This window comes from Limnobacter sp. UBA7229, assembly GCF_002473065.1.
In the GTDB taxonomy this organism is placed as follows: domain Bacteria; phylum Pseudomonadota; class Gammaproteobacteria; order Burkholderiales; family Burkholderiaceae_B; genus Limnobacter; species Limnobacter profundi.
The window spans coordinates 170,913-196,993 of record NZ_DKTN01000022.1 but is presented as its reverse complement, the minus strand read 5'-3'; the positions used below and the strand labels follow the sequence as shown (position 1 = coordinate 196,993).

At 52.4% G+C, this 26,081-nt stretch carries 25 protein-coding genes; 14 read left to right on the top strand and 11 right to left on the bottom strand.

Features of this window, described 5'->3' with window-relative positions; genetic code table 11:
• Positions 1-64 precede the first annotated feature (64 nt).
• Together B4C79_RS12705 and B4C79_RS12700 are read right to left on the bottom strand one after the other, a co-directional pair.
• A complete protein-coding gene (locus B4C79_RS12705) occupies positions 65-637 on the bottom strand; it encodes an exopolysaccharide biosynthesis protein (RefSeq protein WP_171098729.1) in 573 nt (190 codons plus the stop codon).
• Between the two features lie 33 nt (positions 638-670).
• Positions 671-1,444 carry an SDR family NAD(P)-dependent oxidoreductase gene (locus B4C79_RS12700; RefSeq protein ID WP_291739471.1) on the bottom strand — a complete coding sequence of 258 codons (774 nt, stop codon included), beginning with the start codon at positions 1,442-1,444 and terminating at the stop codon, positions 671-673.
• A gap of 290 nt (positions 1,445-1,734) precedes the next feature.
• On the opposite strand from B4C79_RS12700, the gene B4C79_RS12695 reads away from it, so the two are divergent.
• The 3 genes from B4C79_RS12695 (at position 1,735) to B4C79_RS12685 (ending at position 5,859) form a co-directional block, all read left to right on the top strand.
• Positions 1,735-3,186 (top strand): ATP-binding protein, encoded by a 1,452-nt coding sequence (locus B4C79_RS12695; protein WP_291739472.1) that lies wholly within the window; start codon positions 1,735-1,737, stop codon positions 3,184-3,186.
• Positions 3,183-3,884, top strand: a complete 702-nt coding sequence (locus B4C79_RS12690; protein ID WP_291739473.1) for a response regulator — start codon at positions 3,183-3,185, stop codon at positions 3,882-3,884. The genes B4C79_RS12695 and B4C79_RS12690 overlap by 4 nt, the downstream gene beginning before the upstream one ends.
• Positions 3,885-3,969: 85 nt before the next feature.
• Positions 3,970-5,859 carry a potassium transporter Kup gene (locus tag B4C79_RS12685; RefSeq protein ID WP_105028892.1) on the top strand — a complete coding sequence of 630 codons (1,890 nt, stop codon included), beginning with the start codon at positions 3,970-3,972 and terminating at the stop codon, positions 5,857-5,859.
• A gap of 69 nt (positions 5,860-5,928) precedes the next feature.
• Here the strand turns inward: B4C79_RS12685 and B4C79_RS12680 are convergent, their stop codons facing one another.
• Positions 5,929-7,455: an alkaline phosphatase PhoX gene (locus B4C79_RS12680; RefSeq protein ID WP_291762647.1), complete on the bottom strand. Its 1,527-nt coding sequence runs from the start codon at positions 7,453-7,455 to the stop codon at positions 5,929-5,931.
• Between the two features lie 192 nt (positions 7,456-7,647).
• On the opposite strand from B4C79_RS12680, the gene B4C79_RS12675 reads away from it, so the two are divergent.
• Positions 7,648-8,898, top strand: coding sequence for a TIGR03862 family flavoprotein (locus B4C79_RS12675; RefSeq protein ID WP_291752099.1), 1,251 nt, complete (start codon positions 7,648-7,650; stop codon positions 8,896-8,898).
• Here the strand turns inward: B4C79_RS12675 and B4C79_RS12670 are convergent.
• Entirely contained in the window at positions 8,888-9,604 is a 717-nt protein-coding gene (locus B4C79_RS12670) for a class I SAM-dependent methyltransferase (RefSeq protein ID WP_291739778.1), read from the bottom strand. The two genes, B4C79_RS12675 and B4C79_RS12670, sit on opposite strands and share 11 nt — an antisense overlap.
• A gap of 116 nt (positions 9,605-9,720) precedes the next feature.
• Here B4C79_RS12670 and B4C79_RS12665 point away from each other — a divergent pair, with 116 nt between their 5' ends.
• The 3 genes from B4C79_RS12665 to B4C79_RS12655 all read left to right on the top strand — a co-directional run bounded on the left by B4C79_RS12665 (position 9,721) and on the right by B4C79_RS12655 (position 12,531).
• Positions 9,721-10,632, top strand: coding sequence for a bestrophin family protein (locus tag B4C79_RS12665; protein ID WP_291739780.1), 912 nt, complete (start codon positions 9,721-9,723; stop codon positions 10,630-10,632).
• A 61-nt stretch (positions 10,633-10,693) separates the two neighbouring features.
• On the top strand, positions 10,694-11,533 hold the full coding sequence (locus B4C79_RS12660) for an SDR family NAD(P)-dependent oxidoreductase (protein ID WP_291739782.1): 840 nt from the start codon (positions 10,694-10,696) through the stop codon (positions 11,531-11,533).
• A 23-nt stretch (positions 11,534-11,556) separates the two neighbouring features.
• Positions 11,557-12,531, top strand: a complete 975-nt coding sequence (locus B4C79_RS12655; protein ID WP_291739784.1) for an NADPH:quinone oxidoreductase family protein — start codon at positions 11,557-11,559, stop codon at positions 12,529-12,531.
• Here the strand turns inward: B4C79_RS12655 and B4C79_RS12650 are convergent.
• Positions 12,521-13,144, bottom strand: coding sequence for an LON peptidase substrate-binding domain-containing protein (locus B4C79_RS12650; protein WP_291739786.1), 624 nt, complete (start codon positions 13,142-13,144; stop codon positions 12,521-12,523). The two genes, B4C79_RS12655 and B4C79_RS12650, sit on opposite strands and share 11 nt — an antisense overlap.
• A 43-nt stretch (positions 13,145-13,187) precedes the next feature.
• On the bottom strand, positions 13,188-13,823 hold the full coding sequence (locus B4C79_RS12645; RefSeq protein ID WP_291739787.1) for a LysE family translocator: 636 nt from the start codon (positions 13,821-13,823) through the stop codon (positions 13,188-13,190).
• Positions 13,824-13,926: 103 nt separating this feature from the next.
• Between B4C79_RS12645 and B4C79_RS12640 the strand changes: the two genes are divergently transcribed.
• Together B4C79_RS12640 and B4C79_RS12635 are read left to right on the top strand one after the other, a co-directional pair.
• Entirely contained in the window at positions 13,927-14,778 is an 852-nt protein-coding gene (locus B4C79_RS12640) for a LysR substrate-binding domain-containing protein (protein WP_291739789.1), read from the top strand.
• An 81-nt stretch (positions 14,779-14,859) separates the two neighbouring features.
• A complete protein-coding gene (locus B4C79_RS12635) occupies positions 14,860-15,687 on the top strand; it encodes an MBL fold metallo-hydrolase (protein ID WP_291739791.1) in 828 nt (275 codons plus the stop codon).
• Between the two features lie 6 nt (positions 15,688-15,693).
• Here B4C79_RS12635 and B4C79_RS12630 read toward each other — a convergent pair whose 3' ends face one another.
• The 5 genes from B4C79_RS12630 to B4C79_RS12610 all read right to left on the bottom strand — a co-directional run bounded on the left by B4C79_RS12630 (position 15,694) and on the right by B4C79_RS12610 (position 21,075).
• A complete protein-coding gene (locus tag B4C79_RS12630) occupies positions 15,694-16,467 on the bottom strand; it encodes an enoyl-CoA hydratase/isomerase family protein (RefSeq protein ID WP_291762644.1) in 774 nt (257 codons plus the stop codon).
• 20 nt (positions 16,468-16,487) lie between these two features.
• Positions 16,488-17,957 carry an LVIVD repeat-containing protein gene (locus B4C79_RS12625; protein ID WP_291752093.1) on the bottom strand — a complete coding sequence of 490 codons (1,470 nt, stop codon included), beginning with the start codon at positions 17,955-17,957 and terminating at the stop codon, positions 16,488-16,490.
• 19 nt (positions 17,958-17,976) lie between these two features.
• Positions 17,977-18,630, bottom strand: a complete 654-nt coding sequence (locus B4C79_RS12620; protein WP_291741932.1) for a DUF305 domain-containing protein — start codon at positions 18,628-18,630, stop codon at positions 17,977-17,979.
• Positions 18,631-18,716: 86 nt separating this feature from the next.
• Positions 18,717-19,742: an NAD(P)H-dependent flavin oxidoreductase gene (locus B4C79_RS12615; protein WP_291741930.1), complete on the bottom strand. Its 1,026-nt coding sequence runs from the start codon at positions 19,740-19,742 to the stop codon at positions 18,717-18,719.
• A gap of 13 nt (positions 19,743-19,755) precedes the next feature.
• Positions 19,756-21,075 (bottom strand): MFS transporter, encoded by a 1,320-nt coding sequence (locus B4C79_RS12610; RefSeq protein WP_171098770.1) that lies wholly within the window; start codon positions 21,073-21,075, stop codon positions 19,756-19,758.
• A 156-nt stretch (positions 21,076-21,231) separates the two neighbouring features.
• Here B4C79_RS12610 and cyoA point away from each other — a divergent pair, with 156 nt between their 5' ends.
• From cyoA to B4C79_RS12585, 5 genes are read left to right on the top strand one after another with little or no spacing between them, the layout of a single operon-like run.
• Positions 21,232-22,272 carry a ubiquinol oxidase subunit II gene (cyoA, locus tag B4C79_RS12605; protein WP_291752090.1) on the top strand — a complete coding sequence of 347 codons (1,041 nt, stop codon included), beginning with the start codon at positions 21,232-21,234 and terminating at the stop codon, positions 22,270-22,272.
• Entirely contained in the window at positions 22,253-24,256 is a 2,004-nt protein-coding gene (cyoB, locus tag B4C79_RS12600; RefSeq protein ID WP_291752088.1) for a cytochrome o ubiquinol oxidase subunit I, read from the top strand. The genes cyoA and cyoB overlap by 20 nt, the downstream gene beginning before the upstream one ends.
• Positions 24,249-24,896, top strand: coding sequence for a cytochrome o ubiquinol oxidase subunit III (gene cyoC, locus B4C79_RS12595; RefSeq protein WP_105028906.1), 648 nt, complete (start codon positions 24,249-24,251; stop codon positions 24,894-24,896). Before cyoB ends, cyoC begins: the two co-directional genes overlap by 8 nt.
• Positions 24,893-25,294: a cytochrome o ubiquinol oxidase subunit IV gene (gene cyoD, locus B4C79_RS12590; RefSeq protein ID WP_291739258.1), complete on the top strand. Its 402-nt coding sequence runs from the start codon at positions 24,893-24,895 to the stop codon at positions 25,292-25,294. The genes cyoC and cyoD overlap by 4 nt, the downstream gene beginning before the upstream one ends.
• Positions 25,295-25,310: 16 nt before the next feature.
• Entirely contained in the window at positions 25,311-26,081 is a 771-nt protein-coding gene (locus B4C79_RS12585; RefSeq protein ID WP_291739257.1) for an SURF1 family protein, read from the top strand.

The window sequence follows — 26,081 nt, the reverse complement described above, 5'->3', positions numbered from 1 at the left end:
GTGAGGAGGGGAGCGCATGCTGGGTAGTCCATCGGTGCAGCTTGCAAAACTTAACACTATTTCGTTAAACCACCTTTACGATCACCCACATTAAAAATCCCACCACGCCAACTCCCACCAGCCCGGTAACAATCCCTGCAATAATTGCCAGGCCGTCTCGCGCCATTAGGCCAAGGCCAATCAAAATGAGTGCAATAGCGGGTGTGCCGTTGCCGCCGGGTATTGGCAGGAAAATGATGAATCCCATCAGGGCGATGAAGGGCACCAGCCAGCCGCGGTGGGTGGGGCTGCTCAGCGATGCTAGTCGTGGGGCGCAAATGCGGTCGGCTTTGGTATATATCCAGCCCAGAATTTTGATGAGCCGCGTTGCGGATGCTTTGGACAATTTTACGCGGCATACTCTTTCAGGCAGGCCGTGGCCACTGTCGTTGATCCACATCATGTGGGCAACAGACCATATTCCAAACGAGAACAAAAAGCCGGAAAAGGGAATTGGCAGCAGGGTGAGTACGGCCAGAAAAAGCAGCAGTGCGCCGTGGGCAGACTCGCCATGCATGTCGGCAAGAAAGCGCACAGAAACCTGGTCTTCGTGGGGGTGTTCAACGGCCAGTTTAAGGCGCAGCAGTAAATCATTCATGCTGTTGAGTATACCGCTGCGGCATTACACCGCTTACCGATAGCCTCCATCGGCCATGACAACTTGCCCCATTAAGTAGGGCATTGTGAGCAAGTGCAGTGCACATTGCGCCATTTCATCGGGTTCGGCCCAGCGCTTCATCCAGATTTTTGACGATTCTTTTTCGCGCACATCGGGGGGCAGGGTGGCGTTCAAGTCGGTGTTGATCCAGCCGGGGGCCAGGCCGTTGATACAAATTTGGTCTTCGGATAATTTTTCCGCGGCCACGCGCACAAACAAATTGTTGGCGGCCTTGGAGGCATCGTAATGGGCAGAAACAGGGTCCCAACTGTTAATACCGTTGGTGGATGTAACCAATACAATACGCCCCCGAAAGTCGCCATGCAGCGGGTTGTGTTTCATTTGCAGTGCTGCGTATTTGGTGACCAAAAAGCTACCAGTGGCATTGGTGTTTTGAACCTGGTCCCATTCGGTCTGGGTTTGGTCAAAAAATTCGGTGTTGGGTGATATGCCCGCGCTGTGGATCAAATGATCAAGGGCAATGCCCTCGCGTGCAATGGCTTCAAAAAATGCAGCAACCGATGTTTCTTGCCCTACTTCACAAGGAAATGCTTTGGCCTGAATCTTGGGGTTGACTTGCTGAATTTGCAGCAAGGCAGCTTGCGTTTTTTCAGGTTTTCGGCTGGCCGACACCACCACATTGCCGCCAGCTTTGGCAACACCCAAGGCGCAGGTTAGGCCAATGCCGCTGGCGCCGCCAGTGATTACTGTCCATGTGTTGGAAAAATCAAAATGCGCTGCAGCCATGGTCTACCCCTTTTTGTTGTTGGGCTTTTAGTTTGGCACAGCAGCAAAGTTTTGTTGAAGCCTAATTGGGGTGTGGTTTGGGCTTTGTTCTACGCATAACCCTTCACGCCCAGCTCGTGGCCTATTTACGGTGCCTGCGCCGATTGATTCACTGCCATACTTTTTCAAATGCGGAACAAACCCTTTCTGAGAAGAATTCGCTTATTCAATTGCAGCAGCGATTAGAATCGGGTGATGATCGTTACATGGCGTCACATTGAAGCTCTGCTGCTATTGGACCAATTGAATTCATGAAATCAACCGCTTTGTTGGCCGGTACTTTGGGCCTTGCCTTGTGGGCCGCCCTGATGTTGGTGCTGGTCTACCCCCACGACTGGGTCACGCTTGCCAACGCGCCTGTGGTGCTTATTCTGGTCTCATCGATTTATTCCCTGTTGTTGCCCTTGTCACTTTCACTTGCGCTTAGCGCGCTTGCTGTGCTTATGTTCAACTACCAAATGGTGCCACCCGTGCACACTTTTCATGTTGACCTTCACGAGCATGGCATTTTGCTGATCACGATGATGGGTGTGTCGTGGTTGATTACCTATTTATTGCGTCGGCAAAAGCAAATTGCAGCGCTTGAACGGCAGCAGGCGCAGCGCACTTTGCAGTTAATGCAGTGGAGCGAAAAACTGCGCGAGTTTGATAATCCGCAACAGCTGCTTTCCGATTTGCACCAATTGTTGCTTGGTCTGGCTGAGGGTTCTACCCAAGTGTTGGTGGGGTTTACTTCTTCTGAGCTTGAATCGCTGAACGCCACGCAAATTAAAGCCTTTGATGCTTGCTTGCAAGAGAACAAAGCATTGGGAAAAAGCACTGGGCGATATGACAATTTGGAAGACTTGTACCTGCCCATGCGTGGAAAATCGAAAGCGTACGGAGTGTGCGTGTGTGTGGGCGGTGATATTGATTTTAACGAGGCTTTGTGGGTTCGTGATGCGCAGGCATTGCTGGATCAGATGGGCCTGGCCTGCGATCGGCGAGACAATGCGCTGCGTGCCCAAAGTGCACGAGAATCGGCACAAACACAGAAAACCCGCAGCCTGTTTTTAACATCGATTGCGCACGATCAGCGAACGCCGCTGGCCAGCATCATGACTTCCGCTTCGGCGATTCTTGAGCAGACAGATCGCTTGAGCAAAGACGAGATTCGGCATTACGCCGAGTTGATACAAGAGGAAACCCAGCAGGTTGCGCGCCTGACCGACAACACACTGACCTTGGCACGGTTAAGTGGTGAACAGGTGCAGGTGCCCATGCAACTGGAATCGGTGGAAGACATGGTGGCGGCTGTGCTGCAACGCCTTAGAAAACGAAAAACCATGTATTTACCCACTGTGAAAGTTGCTTCGGGCTTGCCGCTGCTGAATTGCAACATGGTGCTGGTGGAGCAGGTGTTGGATAACTTGATCGACAATGCAATCAAACATTCGGGGGCACCTGGTTCAGTTGAACTGAATGTTTTGCAACAGCAAGGTGGGGTGGTGTTTCAGGTGTCTGATCGTGGTGTAGGCATGCAAGGCCAGCACAAATTGCAGGGTGATGAATCCCGGGGCATGGGCATTGGCCTACAGCTATGCCATGCCGTGGCGCAAGTTCACGCAGGGTGTTTGAGTTTTTCTACACCTGCAATTGCAAGACAAGGTGTGTTGGCCATATTCACATTGCCCTTGGCTGAGGCACAGGAACAAGGCGCATGAGCATTCGTATTTTGTTGATTGAAGATGACCGGGAGCTGGGCAAGGCCCTGCGCAACAGCTTGAGCACAGAAGGGCATTCAGTGGTCACCGCAGCCAGTTTGTCAGAAGCCAAGGCCTTGTTGGCGAATCAGCCTGCAGGGCAGGCGTTTGATTTGTATTTACTCGATTTGGGTTTGCCTGATGGCGATGGGAAAAGTTTTCTGGAGCTGGCCCGCAGGGCAGGCAGTGCACCTGTGATTGTGATTTCGGCGCGCCCGCACGAGGGGAGCAAAATTGAGTTGCTTGACGCAGGGGCCGATGATTATCTGGTGAAGCCATTCAGCGTGGGGGAGTTGTTGGCTCGCATTCGTGTCGCCTTGCGCCACCGAGGTAATTTGGCGCAGCCAGCCACTTTGTTGTATCAGCGTGATGGTTTGAAAATTGATTTGCTGAAGCGTGAAATTACCTTGCATGGTGCTGAAATTAAGTTAACGCCCACTGAGTATGAACTGCTGGCGCGCCTGGTGCGAAGTGCTGGGCAGGCGGTAAGCCACCGGCAATTGCTGGCTGATGTGTGGGGCCCCGAGTACCTGGAGTACACACAATACACCCGCCTGTATGTAGGCCAGCTGCGTGCGAAAATCGAGAAAAACCCGGCAGACCCACACTTTATTTTGACGGAAACTGGTGTGGGTTACCGAATGTTGGCAGGCACCTAGGTTCCCTCCCGGGTTTCCTTATAACTTCCTTATATGTTGCAGCGCATGATGCAGGCTGTTTACACAGTGCAAGTGCGTTACAATCATGAACAAACCAGAATCAACAGATAAAACCAAGGCCGGCCTGGCTGCACTCACCTTGGGTGCGATTGGCGTGGTGTACGGCGACATCGGCACCAGCCCCCTCTACACAGTCAAAGAAGTATTTGGTGAAAACAGCGGGGTACCCCTGAATCCCGAGAACCTGACGGGTGCCATTTCCGTGATTTTCTGGGCATTGATGTTGGTGGTCACCTTGAAGTATGTGATCCTGATTTTGAAGGCCGACAACAATGGCGAGGGTGGTGGCCTGGCGCTGACCGCATTGGCCTCGGAAGCGGTTCGAAAAAACCCGAAACTGAAAACTGTGTTGCTGTTGATTGGTGTGTTTGGTGCCACTTTGTTTTACGGTGACAGTGTCATTACCCCTGCCATTTCAGTGTTGGGTGCCATGGAAGGGCTTACGTTGATCACACCCACCTTAACGCCCTACATTATTCCGCTCAGTGTGTTGATCCTGATTGGCCTTTTTGCTGTGCAGCGTTACGGAACCTCCGTGGTGGGGCGCTTCTTCGGACCGATTATTGTGCTGTGGTTTGCCACTTTGGGCGCAGTAGGTGTGGTCAATATTGCGAGTGCACCTGAAATTCTGCATGCCTTGAATCCTGTACACGGCATTCAATTCATTCTGGATCGGGGTTGGGGTTTGTTTGCCGCATTTGGCGCAATTGTGTTGGCTTTGACTGGTGCAGAGGCGCTGTACGCTGACATGGGCCACTTTGGCAAAAAACCGATTCGCCTGGCCTGGACGTTTTTGGTGTTTCCTTGTTTGGCCTTGAATTATTTGGGGCAGGGCGCGTTGCTGATTGCCGACCCTGGCGCCATTGAAAATCCGTTCTACCGTTCTTTCCCCGATGCCTGGGTAATCCCCGTGCTTTGCCTGGCCACCATGGCCGCCATTATTGCATCACAGGCTGTTATCTCAGGTGCTTATTCCATGAGCAAGCAGGCCATTCAACTGGGCTTTTTGCCGCGCATGAAAATTCAATACACATCGGCGAAAGAGTCAGGCCAAATTTACATGCCTGCTGTGAACTGGCTGTTGTTGGCAGGTGTGTTATTGGCGGTGTTGATGTTCAAAACTTCGTCTAACCTGGCGGGTGCGTATGGCATTGCAGTCACCTTGACCATGTTGATCACCACCACGCTGACCTATTTTGTGATTCGCCACAGCTGGGGTTTGCCAGCCTGGTTGTCAGTGGGTGCAACCATTTTCTTTGTTTTGATCGACATACTGCTGGTGGTCAGCTGCGCTTTCAAGTTATTCGATGGTGGCTGGTTCCCCATTGTGTTGGGCTTGGCTTTGTTTGTGGTGATGTCTACCTGGTGGCGAGGCCGTAAATTGCTGATGAAAAGTATTCAGAAAGACGGCATTGATTTGGACGATTTTTTGCCCACGCTAAATGTGGATCAAATTAACCGCGCTTACCGCACCGCGGTATACCCGGTGGCTGACCCTGACAAAGTACCCATGGCTCTTCTTCACAACTTGAAACACAACCAGGTGCTGCATGCATCGAACGTGATATTGACGGTGGTGTTTGAAAGTGTGCCCTGGGTTGGCAATTTGAACCGGGTTGAAGTGAAATCGCTAAGCCGTGGTTTCTGGCAAGTGACTGTGCGCTATGGCTTCATGAATACGCCCGATATTCCCAAGGCGCTTGAGTTGACTGATGAAGTAGGCCTCAAAATTTCGTTGTTTGAAACCACTTACTTTCTAAGCCGCGAGACTGTTGTCCCCACGCGAGGTTCGGGAATGGCCAAGTGGCGCGAGCAATTGTTTGCAACCATGAGCCGCAATGCGGGTGGCGTGGTGGATTTCTTCAGGCTGCCTTCAAACGCGGTGGTAGAGCTAGGGACAAGGGTTCAAATTTGATGCAACGGTACTGCTGCTCCCAATCGACAGTTTTTCAGCAATGTCGATTGGGTCAGTGGACGGCTATGTCTATGCAGCTGGCATTGCGCGCGCAACAGGTGGGTTCACACGCACCGTAAACGGCATGGTGATCTCATACACTACACCACCTTGGCCAAATGAAACTGTTTCACCGTTTCGAAGCGCGCGTTGATTGGACACATAAAGCCGGCGTCCATCTGGTGAGAACGCCGGGCCTGTTACCTCGGTTCCACCTGCATCCCCTGGCAAGCGAAGCAGTGGAATGGTGCTGCGGTCAGGCAGAAGTACCATGGCGCGCATGTCGCCTCCGTCCTCCACCACAATCATTTCGCCGTCGAGTGTCATCGACAGATTATCTACACCCATCATCTTGGGTTCAGCCGGGTCTGCGGGCGAGCCGATTGGTCCGTCAGTGGGATCGTAAATGCTTTCAATGGTGCCGTTGGCCACGTCGATGGCCCACACATTGCTATCCACTTTGGTTGAGAAGTATATAAATCCATTGACGAACCACACACCTTCATTGCCTGCGAAAATTGTGGATTCCGGCAGGTAAACATCTGCCTGCGGTCGTCCGTCGTCAATCGCATCCAGCCAAACAATCGGTGTCGGTCCTTGGCGTGCGGCGTCGATGCCTGCAGGCACAGACAGTACCTGTAGTTTGCCGCGTGTCAGGTCAGGGCGGCCGTTGCTTGGCCATTCGTTTTCAGTGTAAACATTTCGATAAAAGCGGTCCTCGCCAGTGATGTCTTCGGTGTGATAAATCGCTCGGCGCTCTACATCAAAAGCGACTTGCTCATGCGCTTTGCGGCCGAATCTGTCCAGGCGGATGGGTTCACCGCCGTCACGAAGTGGGCTGCATTCGAACATATAGCCATCGAGAATTTCCTCACCATTAATCCAGGTACCCCAGGGGGTAGCAGCGCCAGAGCAGTTGGTGGAGGTGTTGCGTTGCACTGGGTAGGCGTCAATTAAATTGCCACTTTGATCAAACCGCAGTGCACTGGCACCCCCGGCAAACGGCAGCAGCAAAGGTATGCCGCCTGGCAGCAATGTATTCACCAAACCGCTTATGGCGTTGGTGATCGGGCTGAGTGCCATCAGCGAATCGCGGCTGGCCAGTCGGCGAATTGCCGATAGCTCTGCAGGTATTTGACCAAATGCTGTTGTGGCGTCTCGGGCTTCGGAATTTGATACATAAATCCAGCCACCATCTTCAGTTGCAAACACGGCACCACCATCGGGGTCTGAATGCCAACGGAAATCGGGCTGGGAGGGTAAAGGGGGCTCGTTAAAAACGGCAACTACCCGAGATGTGAAACCGGCGGGTAATTGAATGCCGTTGGCATCGGGTGGCAGCAGGGGGCCCATGGATGCAAACGGGCTGGTTCGGGGGGCACCCGATCCACTCGGAGCTACGCCTGAGGAGCTCGTACCTGAAGATCCGCCGCCGCAAGCTGTTAGCCATTGTGCGGCAGAAATACTGCCTGCTGTCAGCAGCATGTTTCTAAGAAACACCCGCCGCGATAAGCCCTGCCGCTCGATTGCCCTGAGTTCATTGTGAATACCAGCCATTACCAACTCCGTTTACTTCTGATGCTACAAGTTAGTAATACTCGCTCGAGCAGTGAAAGGATTCAGTGGGCACACCCTAAGTAACAAGTCATGAACCTGTCACAATGGGGTCTGTGGGGTGGATGCTTTATAATTGAGAGCACACATACTGAATATTTACTCAAGCAGCTCACCAACTGAAAGCCGCAGGCTATGTTTCAAAACTCGAATACAACGGTGGCCATAGTGGGTGGCGGCCCTGCAGGCCTGATGGCCGCAGAAGTGCTTAGCAATGCGGGCGTGCAAGTGGATGTGTTTGATGCAATGCCATCGTTTGGCCGCAAGTTTTTGCTTGCCGGTATTGGTGGTTTGAACATTACCCACAGCGAAGACTATGCAAAGTTTTGCACCCGCTATGCGGACAGGCTTCCCCATTTACAAACCACACTTGATTTACTGCCGCCCGAGCGATTGTGCGAATGGGTGCATGAACTGGGCATTGAAACATTTGTGGGTACTTCTGGCAGGGTGTTTCCGAAAGAAATGAAAGCAGCGCCTTTGTTGCGTGCCTGGCTGCACCGCTTGAGAGGCAAGGGCGTGCGCATGCATGTTCGCCACAGGTGGCAAGGCTGGAATGAGAAGGGGCAATTGCAGTTTTCAACACCAAATGGTTTTGTTGAACATTTACCCAGGGCCACAGTGCTTGCCTTGGGTGGAGCCAGTTGGTCCAAGTTGGGTTCTGATGGGGCCTGGGTGCCTTGGCTGCGCAATTCAGGGGTTGAAGTTGCTGAGCTTGAAAGTGCAAATTGCGGCTTTGAGGTGAGCTGGAGTGATTACCTGCGCGAAAAATTTGCAGGCGCACCGTTGAAGTCGGTCGCCTTGAAATTTACCAGCCTGCAGGGCCAGGTAATTGAGCGACAGGGTGAAATGGTGATTGGTGAGCATGGTGTAGAAGGCAGCCTTGTTTACGCCTTCAGTCGGGAAATTCGCCAACGCTTGAATGCGCAGGGCGATGCAACTTTTGCGCTCGATTTATTGCCTGGGCGCAGCCTTGACCGAGTTCGAGCAGAATTGGCGGGGTGGGCACGCAGCAGTCAGTCAATGTCCAGCTATTTCAAAAATAAACTGGGTATTGCCGGTGTGAAGTTGGCTTTGCTGCATGAAGTACTTGGCAAAGACGAGTTCAAGAATTTGGAAAAACTGGTTTCAACCATCAAGGCACTGCCGATCACCGTTCACGCAGTGCGGCCAATTGATGAAGCCATTAGCACGGCAGGCGGTGTGCGCTTCGAAAGCATGAACAACAATTACATGCTGACCAACAAGCCCGGTACTTTTGCCGCAGGTGAAATGCTGGACTGGGAGGCACCCACAGGTGGTTATTTGCTCACCGCCTGTTTTGCAACAGGAATGGCTGCCGGGCAAGGCGTGTTGCGCTGGTTAAATGAATCAACTACGGATTGATGAAAGTTATCATGTTCTGCCAGCTGAGGCTTTCGGCTTTCTCGTATTTCAGCCCAAGGTCTTCCGCTTCTTTTTGAACCTGCGCCACGCTCATGGTGTGCAATGGTTTGATAGGCACATCCGGGTCAAAGGCGCGGTATTCCACAAACACGATTTTTCCGCCTTTTTTAACAGCTTTCATCAGTGATTGAAGCGTTTCACGTGGGTACTCAAGCTCGTGATACACATCCACCATAATCGCCACATCCAGAATTCGGTCGGGCAGGTTCAGGTTTTTCTCGCTGGACTGCCGAATTTGCATTCGGCCTTTGGGCAAACCCTCTGCCTTCTTTTGCAGCATTTTGATCATTTGCGGTTGAATATCCACAACCCACGCTACACCGTTGGGGCCAATTTTCTCAGCCATCATTTGCGCAATGTGCCCGGTACCAGCGCCAATGTCGCCTACCACCATGCCGGGTTTTAAATTCAATTTTTGGATCAGTAAATCAGTGCGCTCTTCTTGAAGGCGCTGCGGCCGCTCAAGCCAAGGCGCGCCTTGCCAACCCATCACCTTCGAAATTTGGCGTTCGCAATAGGATTTGCCGATGCCATCGGGGTGGGGATTGGGTATGGTGGCGTAGGCGCAGGCAGCCCAGCTTGGCGGGCCAAGCAGCAAGCCTGTGAGGAGAATAAATACCCGGAGACTGGAGTTGGTGTGTTTCATTCCCAAATTGCAACATGATTTTCCGTTCTTGAAAAGAGTTCGTCGTGTCGGTGCCATATAACGGCCAGACTTGGGCAATAATCGAAAGGTCTATTACTGCTACAGCAAAGCGCGCCATGATTGTTCGACCCCGCCCCCGTGCGTATCAACTTCTATTCATTCTTCGTGGCTCCGTGGTTCGTCACATTGCCTGGAAAGTGGTGGCCATTGCATTGTTGTCATGCCTTGTGGTGTGGTGGTCCCATGGAGAACCCATAGAGTTTTTGAACGCTGGCCTGGGTACCTTTTCCATTTTGGGTTTGGCTTTATCCGTGTTTTTAGGTTTCAGAAACAATGCCTGCTACGATCGTTGGTGGGAGGCACGCAAGCATTGGGGCGATTTGATCGTGCATTCCCGAAATTTGGCCCGGGAGCTTGCAGCACTGTTTCCAAATGTGGCCCAGCGCGAAGTTTTGGTCAGTTTGTTGATTGGATTTTCCCATGCTTTGGCCGCCCGTCTTCGTGATCAAGATGAAGCACAGGCGGCTTCGAAATGGCTGAATGAATCTGACAAAACGTCGATCCAGATGTCCCGCAATGTGCCCAATGCGGTTCTGCAGTTATTTGATGCACGCTTGGCGGGCTTGTACCGTCAAGGTTTGATTTCTGACATCGTGTATCAAATACTGAGCCAGAAGGTGAGTGCGCTGGCCGCTGTGCAGGGGGCGTGCGAACGCATAAAAACTACGCCAACACCCTTTGCATATTCCCTGTTGTTAAGGCGTACCGCCTGGTTGTTCTGTTTGCTGCTTCCTTTTTCACTGGCACCCAGCCTAAATTTTTTGACCCCCTTGATTGTGGCCACCATTGCATACACTTTTTTTGGTCTTGATTACCTGGGCGATGAATTGGAGGAACCGTTTGGACTGCTCGACAACGACTTGCCTTTGAATGCGCTGGTTCGTGTCATTGAAGTGGACTTGCTGGAAAGCCTGAACAAAAAGGATTTGCCTCCCAATTTAACTCCGGTGAATTATCTGCTGCAGTAACTGTGTGGATCGCTTGGCAGGTCTATGATTAAAACGAAAAGCAATTTGGAGACAACAAACAATGAACAACTTCAACGGCAAAACCGCCGTGATCACCGGGGCGGCCAGCGGTATTGGTTTTGCCTTGGCCAAACACGCCGCTGCACAAGGCATGAGCCTGGTGTTGGCCGATATTGATGAGGCAGCACTTCAAGCCGCAGCAGAACAACTGAGTCTTCCCGCTGATCGTGTACTGGCCTTGCGTACCGACGTGCGTCATGCAGCAGAAATCAAGGCATTGGCTGATGCGGCTTATGTCAAGTTCAACCAGGTTCATTTGTTGTTCAACAATGCAGGTGTTGCTTTGGCTCGCACCACGTGGGAACACACCGTGGCCGATTGGGAATGGATTTTGCAGGTGAATTTGTGGAGTGTTGTTCACGGTATTTCGGAGTTCCTGCCGCGCATGCAAGCTCAAGGTGGCCCGGCGCACATAGTGAATACAGCATCGGTTGCAGGCCTTGTGTCCAACCCGGGCATGGCGGCCTACAATGTAAGCAAGCATGGCGTGGTCACATTGAGCGAAACCTTAAGTCTTGAGCTGCAAATGACCCAATCGCTCATCGGCGTTTCTTTGTTGTGCCCGGCTTGGGTGCCCACTGGTATTGGAAATTCTGAGCGCAACCGGCCCGGTGATGTGGCACAAACCAAGCCGATTGAGGGTTTGACAGCGCAGTTGAACAAACGAATTGGCAAGGCCATTGCCAGCGGGCAATTGACTGCCGATGACATGGCAGTAGAAACGTTCAATGCGATTGCTGAAAAGCGCTTCTATGTGATTCCGCACAGCTATATGTTCCCGGTGATTGAAACCCGGATGAAAGAAATTTTGAATCAGCAGAACCCAACGCTGCCCAAATAAAAAAGTAAAAAGGAGACAAAACAATGAAAGCATTGATGTGCAACAGCTTGGGCCTACCCAACACCTTGGTGTTCCAGGAAACAGCCGACCCGCAGCCGGGGCCTGGCCAAGTGGTGGTGGACATGAAAGCCGCCGGTGTCAATTTTCCGGATGCGCTGATTATTCAGGGCAAGTACCAGTTCAAACCTGCGTTGCCGTTTGCGCCAGGCGCTGAATTGGCAGGTGTAGTGGCTGCGCTTGGTGAGGGCGTAAAGAATGTGAAAGTGGGTGATCGTGTGATTGCCATGTGCACCCATGGTGCCTTCGCCGAGAAGGTGCTGGTGCAGGCCAAGCAGATCATTCCCATGCCACCCGCAATCGGTTTCGAAACCGCTGCATCTTTCACTCTGGCCTACGGTACTTCCTACCATGCACTGAAGGGCCGCGCCCAATTGAAAGAGGGCGAAACCCTGTTGGTGTTGGGTGCTGCGGGTGGTGTAGGCCTGGCGGCGATTCAAATTGCCAAAGCCTTGGGTGCCAAAGTGATTGCGGCGGCATCCGGTGCTGAAAAACTGGCCATTTGCAAAGAAAATGGTGCCGATGACTTAATCAATTACAGCACTGAGGATTTGCGCGAACGTGTGAAAGAACTCACTGCCGGGAAAGGTCCAAATGTAATTTTTGATCCTGTGGGTGGCAAGTTTGCCGAGCCTGCATTTCGAAGCATTGGCTGGAATGGGCGTTACCTGGTGATTGGTTTTGCAGACGGTGAAATCCCAAGCATTCCACTGAATTTGCCCTTGCTGAAAGGGGCTTCAATTGTGGGTGTGTTTTGGGGCGAGTTTGTGAATCGACAATTGTTTGATTTCATTAAAGACCTTGGCGACATGTTTGCCCTGATAGAACAAGGCAAACTGAAACCGCTGGTGTCCAAAGTGTATTCACTTGAACAGGGCGCTCAGGCCCTGCAGGATTTACTTGATCGGAAAGTGATGGGCAAGGTTGTAATCACGACTTGAGCAAACCCTGGGCGGCCAAAGTATCGTCAATCAACTCCAGCCGCAGCAGCGGGTTGTCCAAAGCCAGCAATTGCAGCTTGGTGGGTTTGTCCAATGGCAACAGTTCGCACCAGCGGTTGGCCACCCAGCCGCAATCCATCAGCTTGTATGGTTTGCGAAATGGCAGCTGTTCCTCAGCAATTTCATTTTCATCGATCGAGTTGATCAGCCGTGCCAGGGCATTTGCACTGCCTTGGAGGTAGTCTGGAATTTCCACCACTGGGTCGGCTGGCAAGGTTTGAATTTCGCCCATCCACAAACCGTTCTTCTCTTGCGTGGCATTCAATAACTTGAATCGCTGGCTGCCCACTGTTGAAATTTCTATCAGCGTGGGAGTCACAAACTCGTGTTTTTCAATGTTGACCAGTGTACCTATCTTGGCCAGTTGAATTTTCTCGTCGGGGCGGCGCACCTCATTGCCGTCCAGCAGGCTGACCACACCAAATGGTGTGTTGTCGCGCAGGCATTTTTTCATCAAGTCGAGATAACGAACCTCGAAAATTTGAAGATTTAAAACACCTTGTGGGAACAACACCGTGGTGAGCGGAAACAGTGGCATGGCCGCTTGTAACATGATCAAATTCCTTGGCTGATACTTCTACAACAAACCAAGCATATCAACCCATGGCTTGTATTGCCATCTCGGCACTCAATGCAAGCAAAGTAATTCCCATCAGCAGGCGCTGTACCAAGAGCCACGCGGGTTTTCGGGCCAGGAAATTGGCCATACTGCCGGAAAATATCGCCATACCTGCATTCACACCTGCAAACATTGCAATGAGCAAACCGCCGTAAAACAGCGATTGTTCTAATACCCGGCCTTGTGTTTCGTCGATGAACTGAGGCAGTAAAGTAAGGAAAATCAACGCCAGTTTGGGGTTAAGCAGGCTGGTTGTGGCCCCCATGGCAAACAATTTACCAGCATGTTCGCGCGGTAACTGTTCACGAATTTCAAGCGGGGAGCGCCCCCCGGGGCGAATCGCATTCCAGCCCAGCCAGCCCATGTATACCGCGCCACATGCACTTAGAATTTGTGCAGCATGGGGCTGTGTTTTAAAAAAGGCGGTAATGCCAAACGCAGCACCAAACATGTAAAAAAGGTAGCCAACGACAACGCCGCCCAGCGATGTCAGCCCGGCGCGTCGCCCTTGCGTAATAGAGCGCGAGATCACATAGATCATGTTGGGGCCGGGCGTGATGGACAACAACCCCCCCACCACCAGAAAGGCATACAGAGAACTCAGGTCTTGCACTTCAATTGTCCTTGTTGGGTGAATCGCGAAGTGGATTATTCAACACTGGATAAATTTCGTAAAACGAATTAAATTGAACTGATTAATCAGAAAAGCTGACGAAATGAAAAAACTGGATTTGGATGCATTGAGCATGCTGGTGGCGGTGGCGGATTCCGGCAGTTTTGCGGCGGGCGCAGCATTGGTGCATCGTTCGCCGTCGGCGGTCAGCATGCAAATCAAGGGGCTTGAAGGCCTGCTGGGCAAGGCCTTGTTTTTGCGCGACACGCGTAACCTGGAGTTGACCGCAGAGGGGCACACCTTGCTCGGCTATGCCCGACAAATGCTCGCTTTGCGGGATGAAGCCTTTGCAGAATTAACCCGGCCAGCTGTGACTGGGCGTGTCAGTATCGGTGTACCTGATGATTACGCGTCGTCTTTGCTCCCCCCTGTGCTGCGCAAGTTTTCTGCCACCTATCCCCGTGTGGAAATACAAGTGGTTGGGCGACCCAGTCCGCACATTGCACAAATGGTCAAAGACAATGAAGTGGATCTGGCTGTAATTACACGCACCAGGGGTTGCCCAGGTGTTTTGTTGCGCATGGAGCCCCTGGTGTGGGCGGGTTCCCCAAGCAACAAAACCATTTGGAAAGAGCGCCCTTTGCCGCTTGCTGTGTTTGGTGAAGGCAGTACGGCGCGTGCCCATGCACTGAAGGCTTTGCAGCAGGCAAAAATTCCTTATCGCATGTCGTATGAAAGCCCAGCCGTGCAAGGCCTGGTCAGCATGGTCGATGCGGGCCTCGCGATTGCCCCACTGGCCCAATGCGGCATGCCTGCCCACTTGGTTCGATTGGGTGCACTCGAGGGTTTGCCACCTTTACAGCCTGTGGAAGTGGTGCTGTCCAGAAGCCTGAAATCAAAACGCCCGCCTTGTGACTATTTTGCAGAATTGCTGGTTCAAGAGCTCAGCAACTGAGTGGGCAAATCAGAACTTGCGTGCATTATTCAGGTGTTGCAACTTAAACTAAACCTACTCTAACTACACGGAACCTTGCTCATGAAAATTCACCACATGAATTGCGGCACCATGTGCCCGATTTGCAAACGTTTGATCAATGGCAGTGGTGGTTTTTTTGAAAGGGCGAATATGGTTTGCCATTGTTTGCTGGTGGAGAGTGAGCAGGGGCTGATTTTGGTGGACACGGGCGTAGGCACAGGTGATGTGCTGGAGCCCAACCGACGCTTGGGTGCTGGCTTTGTAGCCATGTTGGCGCCGCAACTGAAAATGGAAGAAACGGCAATCGAACAGGTGAAGGGTTTGGGGTTCAATGCCAGCGATGTCAAACACATTGTGCCCACGCATCTCGACCTGGACCATGCCGGTGGTTTAAGCGATTTTCCAGAGGCCAAAGTACATGTGTTTGAGCCCGAGCATCGCCATGCGATCAAGCCGAGCCTTCGTGATTCCCTGCGTTTCAGAAAAGCGCAGTTCGAGCATGGGCCCAAGTGGGTTATTCATTCAAAGCCTGCGGAAACCTGGTTTGGCTTTCAAGCCATTCGCCCCATTGCCGGGATAGAGCTGTTGATGGTGCCCTTGATTGGCCACACGCGCGGCCACGTTGGCGTGGCCGTGAAGCAGGGCAAGGACAGGGGCAACAAGTGGTTATTGCATTGTGGCGATGCTTATTTTCATCGCAGTGAAGTGGCCTTGAAGCATGAAGACCCCATGCCCGCAGGCGTCGCATTCTTTGAAAAACTGGTGCAAACGTTACCGGCAGAGCGGGTGGCTACACAGGCACGTTTGCGTGATCTGGTCAAAAGCAGTGGCGATGAAGTTGAGCTGTTTTGCGCGCATGACCCCGTGGAGTATGCGCGCTACAGTTGAACGGGATTAACTTTTTGCTTTTCGTGCTGCAGCCAATTGCGCTTGCAGCGCATCGATGCGCTGGTGGTTGTCCTCGGAACCAATGTAACTTCTGAACAACCATTCCTGCGTGCGCATGGACATGTCCAAATCCTGGTTCAACACCACATTGGACAGTCGTTTCGTTTCAGCCAGACAGGCGCGGTCGTATTGCGCCATTTCACGCGCAATTTGCGCAACGGAGCTGAGCAATTCGCCTTCTGGAAACACCTTGCTGACATAGCCCATGCGCTCGGCTTCTGCCGCATCGTAAATACGACCAGTCAGCGCCACTTCCTTGGCACGTCCCATGCCAATGATGCGCCACAGCGGATCCATGATGGGGGTCAGTGACAGCAGAATTTCGCGTTGTCCAAACTTGGCACGAGTGGAGGCATAGCGAATGTCGCACATCATGGTCAAATCAAAGCCGCCCGCAATTGCTGCACCACCCACGGCGCATATTACGGGCTGCTCACAAAACAGGATGGCGCGGTAGGCGCGGTGAAACAAAGCGGTGTAAGCCTCGTTGCTAACCTTCTCCAGCTTGCGAATTTCATTCAAATCAAAGCCTGCTGAAAAGTAGCGCTCACCCCCGGTGAACACAATCACATTCACATCCTGGCGCACACCCAGCGCATTAAACATGTGGGTCACTTCCTCCAGTACATCGGGGGCCAGTGCATTGCCTTTGTCTGGGCGGTTGATGGTGACTGTGGCCACGCGTTCGGCCACCTCTAGATTGAGATACTGAAAGTTCATTGACATCATTTCCGTTTGAATTATTTCCATGCGTTGTTGGTCACCTTGACCACATAAAAGCCCTGATAGCCATCGGTGTACCAAATTTCCTTGCGCTCGGGTACAAAAGCCGGGCTGGACATGGCCCAGTTGCTGGCAGGTGCCGGCAACGTTAACACACGCGGTTTCACTGGCGCATTGAAGTAAGCCACTTCAACAGGGTTGGCTGGGTCGCGAATATCAAAAATCCTCAAGCCTGACAAAATCATGCTGCACGCCACAATGGTTGGGTTGACGCGCGTAGGAATGTTGCAGTAGTGCCCAGCGTACCCGCCAGTGGGGTTCTGCGCACCGGGGTCACTTGCAATTTCTTCGCGGTTGGCGATGTTGTGCACATCGAGCCGCAAGTTCGAAATCACTTTGGGTTTTGTTTCATCCGAAATGTCGATAATGCGTGCAGCGCCCACGTTGGGACCATGAATACCGACAGGAATAGGGCCGCCATTGCCGCCTGAATACTCATCCACCTCCATCACATATTGCTTGCCGTTTCGAGTAAACGGGATGGCGTTTTGTGGAATGGTTACAGTGTCCCAAGTCAGTCGTGAAACTTCACGTACTTGCGGGTTGGCTTTGCGGGCTTGAATTTCTGAAATATCAAGAATCAGCATGCCAGCCGGGTCACCGATGCTGGCTACATAAGCGCGGTTGCCATCAGGGCTGATCGACAAGCCATGTGATGAATATTGCCCGGCCCACAATGGGCGCGGCAGGCTGGGATTGGAAATGTCGAGCGCCACCAGTGTGGAGGTGGAGGGTGAACCCGAGAAGAATGTTTTTCCATCGGGTGAAATACCGCTTTCATGGCCAAACAAACCCAAAGGCGTGGACGATTTCAACACGGGGTTGCGACAGTCTTCTGACACATCGTAAATATCCACAATGCCTGGGCCAAATGCGGGGTTACCCAACACGGCTGCCAACACACCACCTTCCTGGCTGACCACCAGCGATTCATGCGGCGACAGCATGGCAGGCGTAACAAGGCGGGCAGTACGCACAGGCCTGGTGGGATCGCTCATGTCGAACACATTCACGCCCAGTTCCATGTCCAGAATATTGGTGGGGAACAGCAAGGTGCTGTCGGCAAATGCACAGTCGCGGCCTGCTTTGTCACGGTAGCGTTCCACCTTGAAGCCGCCCACAGTACCTATCACTCGTTCGGGTGCGAACGAGCCTACCATTTGTGTGTTGCATGAAAAACCGGCAGCAGCCAGACCGGCATCGTGATCAGCTTGTGAAACGCGACCCTGCATGCCTGTTTCAGGCTTTGTGCCCGGACCACATTGACCTTGCGGGGTGGCAGTTACATTCAAACCATCTACCACTTGGTTTGGGTTTGTTCGCCCGCCGCTTGTTGAACTGCTGCTGTCTGAACCACCCAGACAACCTGCTACCAGTGTAGGTAACAACAAGGCAGCCAGTACCACTTGTGTCGGTTTTTTCAACATGATGGGGAATGTCTCCAGTTCAGGATTTTTTGAGTTGTTGTAATTTCAATTGGATCCAGCCAATTTCCATGCCTTGGTCGCGAATCATGGCGCTGGCCAGGGCTTTGACCAGGCTTGTTTCACCGTTGCGGTTTGCAAACCAGGCCATGGGAATTGCGGCGCGGTGGTGGGCCAGCATCAGCTCCAAAAACAAAACTTCTTTCTCAATGCCATTGGCGTTTTTGAGTTGTTCAAGTTGTTCGGGTGTGGCCACACCGGCCATGGCACCGCCATCGGCCTTGCATTGGGCCTGATAAAGCTGATCGTCCAGGTGGCGCACGTTGGTGGCATTTTCAACCCAGGCCATGGGTGGGCCATCCACCATCACGGGTTCGTTCCAGGCTGTTAGCCAGCCTTCCATTACACCCATTTCACGGGTTTGTTTCATGATGATGGATTGCGCCAAAGCCTGAATTTCAGGTGAAGCGGCACCGCGCATCATCATCGACATTTGAATGGCCTGCGCGTGGTGCAGCAGCATGCTTCTTGCGAATCCCGAGTCGATCGGGTTGATTGTGTTGGCCGATTTTTCCGAGAGTTTGTAAGCGTAAAAACCAAAGGCCGCCAGTACAATGGCGGCGCACAATACAAACAGGGCGTGTTTGCGCCTTGAGGCCTGAAAGGGGTGGTGCATGTCTCGCGGATATTATTGGATGTATATGCTATTTATACTTCCAAAAATCCCTTTTGGATGCAGGACTTAGCTGGTTTATTCCTGGTCTAAAATCCCTGCGCGAGCTCGTGGGTAATCATCGCAGCGCTCGCATTTTTGCATTCACTGGCATTTTGCCCGGCCCACAGGGGCGAAAAGTCGCCTGAATCCATGCTTTCTGCCTTGGCCCGCAGTGGCGCAATACCGGGTGTGGCCAATGGAAATTCGGGTGGGAATTCAGACAGGGCACCCAGTTCACGCATCACCCGGTTCACAATGCCGCGTGCAGGCCTGCCACTGAACAGGTTGGTCAATGCCGTGTGGCGTGCAGCCTCACTTTGCAATGCTTTTCTGTGAATGGCGCTGGTGCTGCATTCCGGTGCCAGCAGGTAGGCGGTACCCACTTGCACTGCACCTGCACCCAAAGCCATGGCTGCGGTTACGCCCTTTGAACTGGCAATTCCTCCAGCGGCTATCACGGGTACATTTACAGCTTTGACGATTTGCGGCAACAGCGCAAATGTGCCCATTTGCAGGTTTAAATCATGGTTCAGAAAGTGCCCGCGGTGTCCGCCAGCTTCCAAACCTTGGGCGATGATGAAGTCGCAACCTTGGGCTTGAAGCCAAAGTGCCTCGTCCACCGTGGTCGCAGATGAAATAATTTGTGCACCCATGGCTTTCACGCGCTTCAGCAATTCAGGTTTGGGCAAACCAAAATGAAAGCTGACGTAGGGCGGCTTGAATTCCTCGAGCAGTTCAGCTGATTCCGCATTGAACGGTGTTCGGCCCTGGCCACTTGGAAACTCTTCAATGTTCAAGCCCATTTCACTGTAATAAGGTGCCAGTGCGTTTTTCCATTTCAGGTTGCGCGCCGCGTCTATTTCCGGTGGAGTATGGGCAAAAAAATTAACGTTGTAAGGCCTCTTGGTGCCTTCCTGGATGGCCAGTAATTCGGTGCGAAGTTGGCTGGCAGTGAGCATGGCGCAGGGCAGGGAGCCCAAGCCGCCGGCATTGCTGACCGCAATGCACAGCGCACTGGTTTGCACACCCGCCATGGGCGCCTGCACAAGCGGGTATTGCGTGTTGAAAATCATATTACTTTCAGCTTTAGTCTTTCAGTTCAAGTGCACGGTTCAGGCTAAGCGCAGCCAGTGAGCCCACAGCGCCTGAAAGCAGGTAAAGGCTGACGTATTCCAAACCGAAATGCGCGGCCAAACCCAAGGCCACCAGTGGCGCAAAACCCGCGCCCACCAGCCAGGCCAAATCGGAGGTAAGCGCAGCACCCATGTAGCGGTACTTGGCCTTGAAGTTGGCAGTTACTGCACCAGCAGCCTGGCCATAAGACAAACCCAGCAGAACGAAACCGATCAGGATAAATGCGGTTTGCCCGTTGTCGCCACCGCCCATCATGTGGGGCACGAAGAAGCTGAACAAAGCAATCAAAATTGCCAGGAAGCCCAGGGTGTTTCTGCGACCCAGTTTGTCGGCGATCACGCCACTGAGTACCACAGCACCGGCAGCCAACACCGCGCCTGCAATTTGAATGACCAGAAATTCGGAAATAGAGCGCTCGGAGTGCAGGGCAATCCAGGACAGCGGGAACACGGTAACCACATGGAACAGCGCGTAACTGGCCAATGCAGCCAAAGCACCCACCAAAATATTGTGGCCTTGCGAGCCCACAATTTCAGTGACTTTCACGGGTTGTAGTTCGCGCTCTTCGAGCAAGCGTGCGTATTCACTGGTGGCCACCAAGCGCAGGCGTGCAAACAGGGCTACCACGTTGATGGCAAATGCCACGTAAAAGGGGTAGCGCCAGCCCCAGTCCAGGAAGTCGGCTGTCGATAACGCAGACAACAGATAGGCAAACAAACCAGCCGCGATGATGAAGCCGATTGGGGCTCCCAGTTGGCCCAACATGGCGTACCAGCCCCGTTTGTTTTCAGGGGCATTCAAGGCCAAAAGTGAAGGCAAACCATCCCAGGAGCCGCCAAACGCGAGACCTTGACCAATTCGAAGCACAGCCAGTAACACAATGGCAGCAGCGCCCAGCGAAGCATAGCTGGGCAAGAAAGCAATACCCGCCGTGGAAATACCCAGCATGAACAAAGCCACAGTCAATTTGGTTTCTCGCCCGAATTTTTGTTGCACCATCATCAAGGCCACAGTGCCCAAGGGGCGGGCGACGAAGGCGAACGAGAAAATCAGGAAAGAGTAAAGCGTGCCGGTGAGCGGATCTTCAAACGGGAAAAACACCGCAGGAAACACCAACACCGAGGCAATTGCATACACAAAAAAGTCGAAATATTCAGAAGCCCGCCCGATAACCACCCCAATGGCAATTTCGCCAGGTGTGACGTTGCTGTTGCTGCCATGGTGGCCCGGTGTGACGCCTTGTTCCGCGTGAATTGTACTTGTGCCGGACATTTGAAGTTCTCCTCGAATCTTTGCTTGCGACAATATTATTTTTATTTTCAATGGGTTGAAAGTGGAATTTGCCGACTGGGACAATATGTCCAATGCCCAGCGCCACCCCATGTCAGTAAATTAGCATGAAATCATTTCCTAACTGTGCTGGGTATTATGTTCAAGCCACTGAAACGTAGTCTTTTGTTGCTGGTGCCGCTTTTCCTGCTTGCAGGTTGTAACACCATTGTGATGAACCCCAAGGGGGATATCGCATCGCAACAGGCCGATTTGATCGTGCTTTCCACAGTGTTGATGTTGATCATCATTGTGCCGGTTATTTTCCTCACTTGCTTTTTTGCGTGGAAGTATCGCAAGGCCAACTCGCAAGCTGAGTACGATCCTGAATGGGACCACTCCACCAAGCTGGAGCTGGTTATTTGGGGCGCGCCTTTGCTGATCATCATTATTCTGGGCTTGGTCACTTGGGTAAGTACCCACAAACTCGACCCCTATCGCCCATTGGATCGGATTGACGCGAGCACACCGCTGCCAGCCGACCACAAGCCACTGGTTGTGCAGGTTACATCGCTGGACTGGAAATGGTTGTTCATTTACCCCGAGCAAGGAATTGCGACCGTGAATGAGCTGGTAACCCCAGTGAATGTGCCCGTGCGCTTCAAGATTACTTCCAGCACCGTAATGAATTCGTTCTACATTCCTGCGCTGGCCGGTCAAATTTACTCCATGCCTGGCATGGAAACTACTTTGAATGCGGTGATCAACGAGCAAGGCGAGTGGGAAGGTTTTTCGGCCAATTACAGTGGTGCCGGTTTTTCACACATGCGCTTCAAATACCGCGGCGTTAGTCAGGATGAGTTTGACAATTGGGTAGCGCGCAACAAATCGTACGGCAAAGAGCTGGACCGTGCATCCTACCTTGAACTCGAGAAGCCCACCACCAAGCACCCCGTGGAGTACTACGGCAAGGTGGAGCAAAACCTGTTTCACGCCATTGTGAACCGTTGCGTAGTCGAAGGTACGGTGTGTATGGACACACAAATGATGGCGGATTCCATGCGCAATCGCACCAATTTGTCAGCCGACGAACTGGCAATCCTGATCAATGAAGCCATGTGCACCATTGCACCCAACGCGGACGCGCTTCCACTCATTACTTCATCCAAGAAGAACGGCTATGACTCAGTATCCAATTGAAACAAGCCCGATATTCGGGCGGCTAACACTCAACGCGATCCCGTACTACGACCCCATTATTATGGGTACGCTGGCAGTGACCATTCTGATCGGGATCACACTGCTGGCCTTGATTCACAAGAATCGTTTGTGGGGTACGTTGTGGAACGACTGGTTCACCAGCATTGACCACAAAAAAATCGGCATCATGTACATGATTTTGGGTTTGGTCATGATGTTGCGTGGCTTTGCAGACGCCATCATGATGCGTGCCCAACAGGCCATTGCCTTCAACGGCAATGAAGGCTTTTTGCCACCGCATCACTACGATCAAATTTTCACGGCCCACGGCGTGATCATGATTTTCTTTGTGGCCATGCCTTTGATCACGGGCCTGATGAACTACCTGATCCCCTTGCAAATTGGTGCACGCGATGTTGCGTTCCCGTTCCTGAACAACTTCAGTTTCTGGATGACGGCCATGGGTGCTGCGCTGATCATGGCATCGCTGTTCGTGGGCGAGTTCGCAATGACCGGCTGGTTGGCCTACCCACCATTGTCTGGAATTTTCCAGAGTCCGTATGTGGGGGTTGACTATTACATCTGGGCCCTACAAATAGCGGGGGTCGGTACCTTGCTGTCGGGTGTTAACCTGATCGTGACTATTGTGAAAATGCGTGCCCCTGGCATGAGCCTGATGAAAATGCCGATTTTCACCTGGACATCGCTGTGTGCCAACGTGTTGATTGTTGCCGCCTTCCCGGTATTGACTGCCGTATTGGGCATGTTGACCATGGACCGTTATTTGGGCACCAACTTCTTCACGAACGATCTGGGTGGCAACTCCATGATGTACGTGAACCTGATCTGGATTTGGGGCCACCCCGAGGTTTACATTCTGATTCTGCCGCTGTTTGGCGTGTTCTCTGAAGTGGTGTCCACTTTCAGCCGCAAGCGCCTGTTTGGTTATAGCTCCATGGTGTACGCCACGGTCGTAATTACCATTCTTTCCTACCTGGTGTGGTTGCACCACTTCTTCACCATGGGCAGCGGCGCCAGTGTTAACGCCTTCTTCGGCATTACCACCATGATTATTTCCATCCCCACGGGTGCGAAAATATTCAACTGGCTGTTCACCATGTACAAAGGCAAAATCAGTTTCGAGTTGCCCATGATGTGGACCATTGCCTTCATGATTACTTTCGTAATCGGTGGCATGACAGGTGTGTTGCTGGCTGTACCGCCCGCTGATTTTGTGCTGCACAACAGCCTGTTCCTGATTGCTCACTTCCACAATGTGATTATTGGTGGCGTGTTGTTTGGCCTGTTCGCAGCCATCAACTTCTGGGCACCCAAAGCGCTGGGCGTAAAGCTCAATGAATTCTGGGGCAAGGTGTCCTTCTGGTTCTGGGTCATTGGTTTCTACTTCGCCTTCATGCCACTGTATGTGTTGGGCCTCATGGGTGTTACACGTCGCATGAGCCAGTTTGAAGATCCGTCCCTGCAAATCTGGTTCCAGATTGCAGCCCTGGGTGCAGCCATGATTGCAGTGGGTATTGCCGCCATGATCATGCAGTTCTACGCAACATACCGTGATCGCGCCAAGTTGCGCGACACCACCGGTGACCCCTGGGGTGGTCGTACGCTGGAGTGGGCAACTTCAAGCCCGCCCGCAGAGTACAACTTTGCGTTTACTCCCGTGGTGTACGACACCGATGCGTGGGCTGACATGAAAAAGAATGGCTACAAGCGCCCAACAAATGGTTTTGTTGATATTCACATGCCCAAGAACACCGCTGCAGGCTTCATTATTTCTGCAATCAGCGCGGTCATTGGTTTTGCCCTGATCTGGCACATTTGGTGGCTGGCCGCAGGTGGTTCAGTGGCCTTGTTGGTGGCTGTGATTGCACACACATTCAATTACAAACGCGACTTCTATATCAAGGCAGACGAAGTGGCCCGCACGGAAGACGCGCGCACGAAACTGGAGCAAGCCCATGTCTGATTTAGTGATGAATTCAGCGATGAATGCAGCCGGGACTGCATCGGCTGATCCAAGTTCACGTTATTACGTGAAAGATCACCACCCGAAAAACGGTTCCTCGCTGGGTTTCTGGATTTACCTGATGAGCGACTGTTTGATATTCGCTTGTCTGTTTGCGACCTATGCAGTGATTGGTCGCAACTATGCCGGTGGCCCCACTGGTGCAGAAATTTTCGACCTGAATTTGGTGGCCCTGAACACAGCATTCCTGTTGCTCAGTTCAATCACCTATGGCGTGGCTATGGTGGGCATGCAAAACCGCAACCTGAAGAAAACCATTCAGTGGCTTGCCATCACCGGCGTGCTTGGTCTGGCGTTTCTGGCTGTTGAAATCTACGAATTTTGGCATTTCATCAGCATTGGTGCCACACCGCAAACCAGTGGTTTCCTGACCGCCTTCTTTGCACTGGTGGGTACCCATGGTTTGCACGTGTTCTTCGGCATCATCTGGCTGGTGGTGTTGTTGTTCCAATTGAACAAGCACGGTCTTATTGTTGAAAACCGCCGCCGCGTGATGTGCCTTTCCATGTTCTGGCACTTCCTCGATGTGATCTGGATCGGTGTGTTTACCTTCGTTTATTTGATGGGAGTATTGCCATGAGCGCACATCCACACAACGCCAACGACCATCACGACCACCACGATGATGAAGATGAAGTACAGGTCAGCATGCGCGATTACACCATCGGCTTTGTGCTTGCAGTTATCCTGACGGTAATCCCGTTCGCCTTGGTCATGGGCGGGGTATTTGAAAGTTCAACCACCACGGCTTTGGTGATTCTGGCGCTGGGTGCTGTTCAAATGGTGGTGCACATGGTTTACTTCCTGCACATGAACAGCAAATCGGAAGGTGGCTGGACCATGCTGGCCTTGATGTTCACCCTGATTATTGTGGTGATCACGCTGGTGGGTTCAATTTGGGTGATGTACCACTTGAACACCAATATGATGCCGGGCATGAATCACGAGGCCATTGAGTCGATTCAACAGTTGAAGTGAAGGAGTGTGGTGCAGGATGAATGATGTGTCAAAGCCCCATTCAGTGCATGCATCCAGTTCAATCAAAAGGCTGCTGGGCTTTGCCCTGGCGGCCTTTTTTTTCACCGTATTCCTTTCGCTCGGCACCTGGCAGGTTTTCAGGCTTGACTACAAACTCGACCTGATTGAGCGGGTTGAAAACCGGGTGCATGCTCCGCCTGTTGATGCACCGAGAGCAGCTGAATGGCCGGCCGTAAACCGCGATACCCATGAATATTTGAACGTGAAACTGCAAGGCGCCTTGCTGCCCCAGTACACCACTCGTGTGCAGGCCACCACCGCATTGGGGGCTGGGCACTGGTTACTCACGCCCCTGCGCCAGGCCAACGGCGAGATTGTGTGGATTAATCGGGGGTACATTCCGGTGAATGAAGCCGACCCCATGACAGTTGATAATACCCAGGGTCAGTTCGAAGTGCGCGGCTTGCTCCGAATCAGTGAAGCCGATGGTGCCTTTCTTCGCAAAAATGATCCTGCCAACTCACGCTGGTATTCTCGCGACACTAATGCACTCTCGAAGCACTACAGTTTGCAAACAGTTGCGCCTTATTTCATCGATGCAGGTACTCCCCGAAATCTGGGAGAGGAAATCACGGGGTTTACCCCGAAAACTTACCCGGTCGATGGATTAACGGTGATCAAGTTTCACAACAGCCATTTGGTGTACGCCTTCACTTGGTATGCTTTGGCCTTGATGGTGGCGGGTATCACCGTGTGGCTGAATCGCAAGCAAGCTACTCAGGCCTAA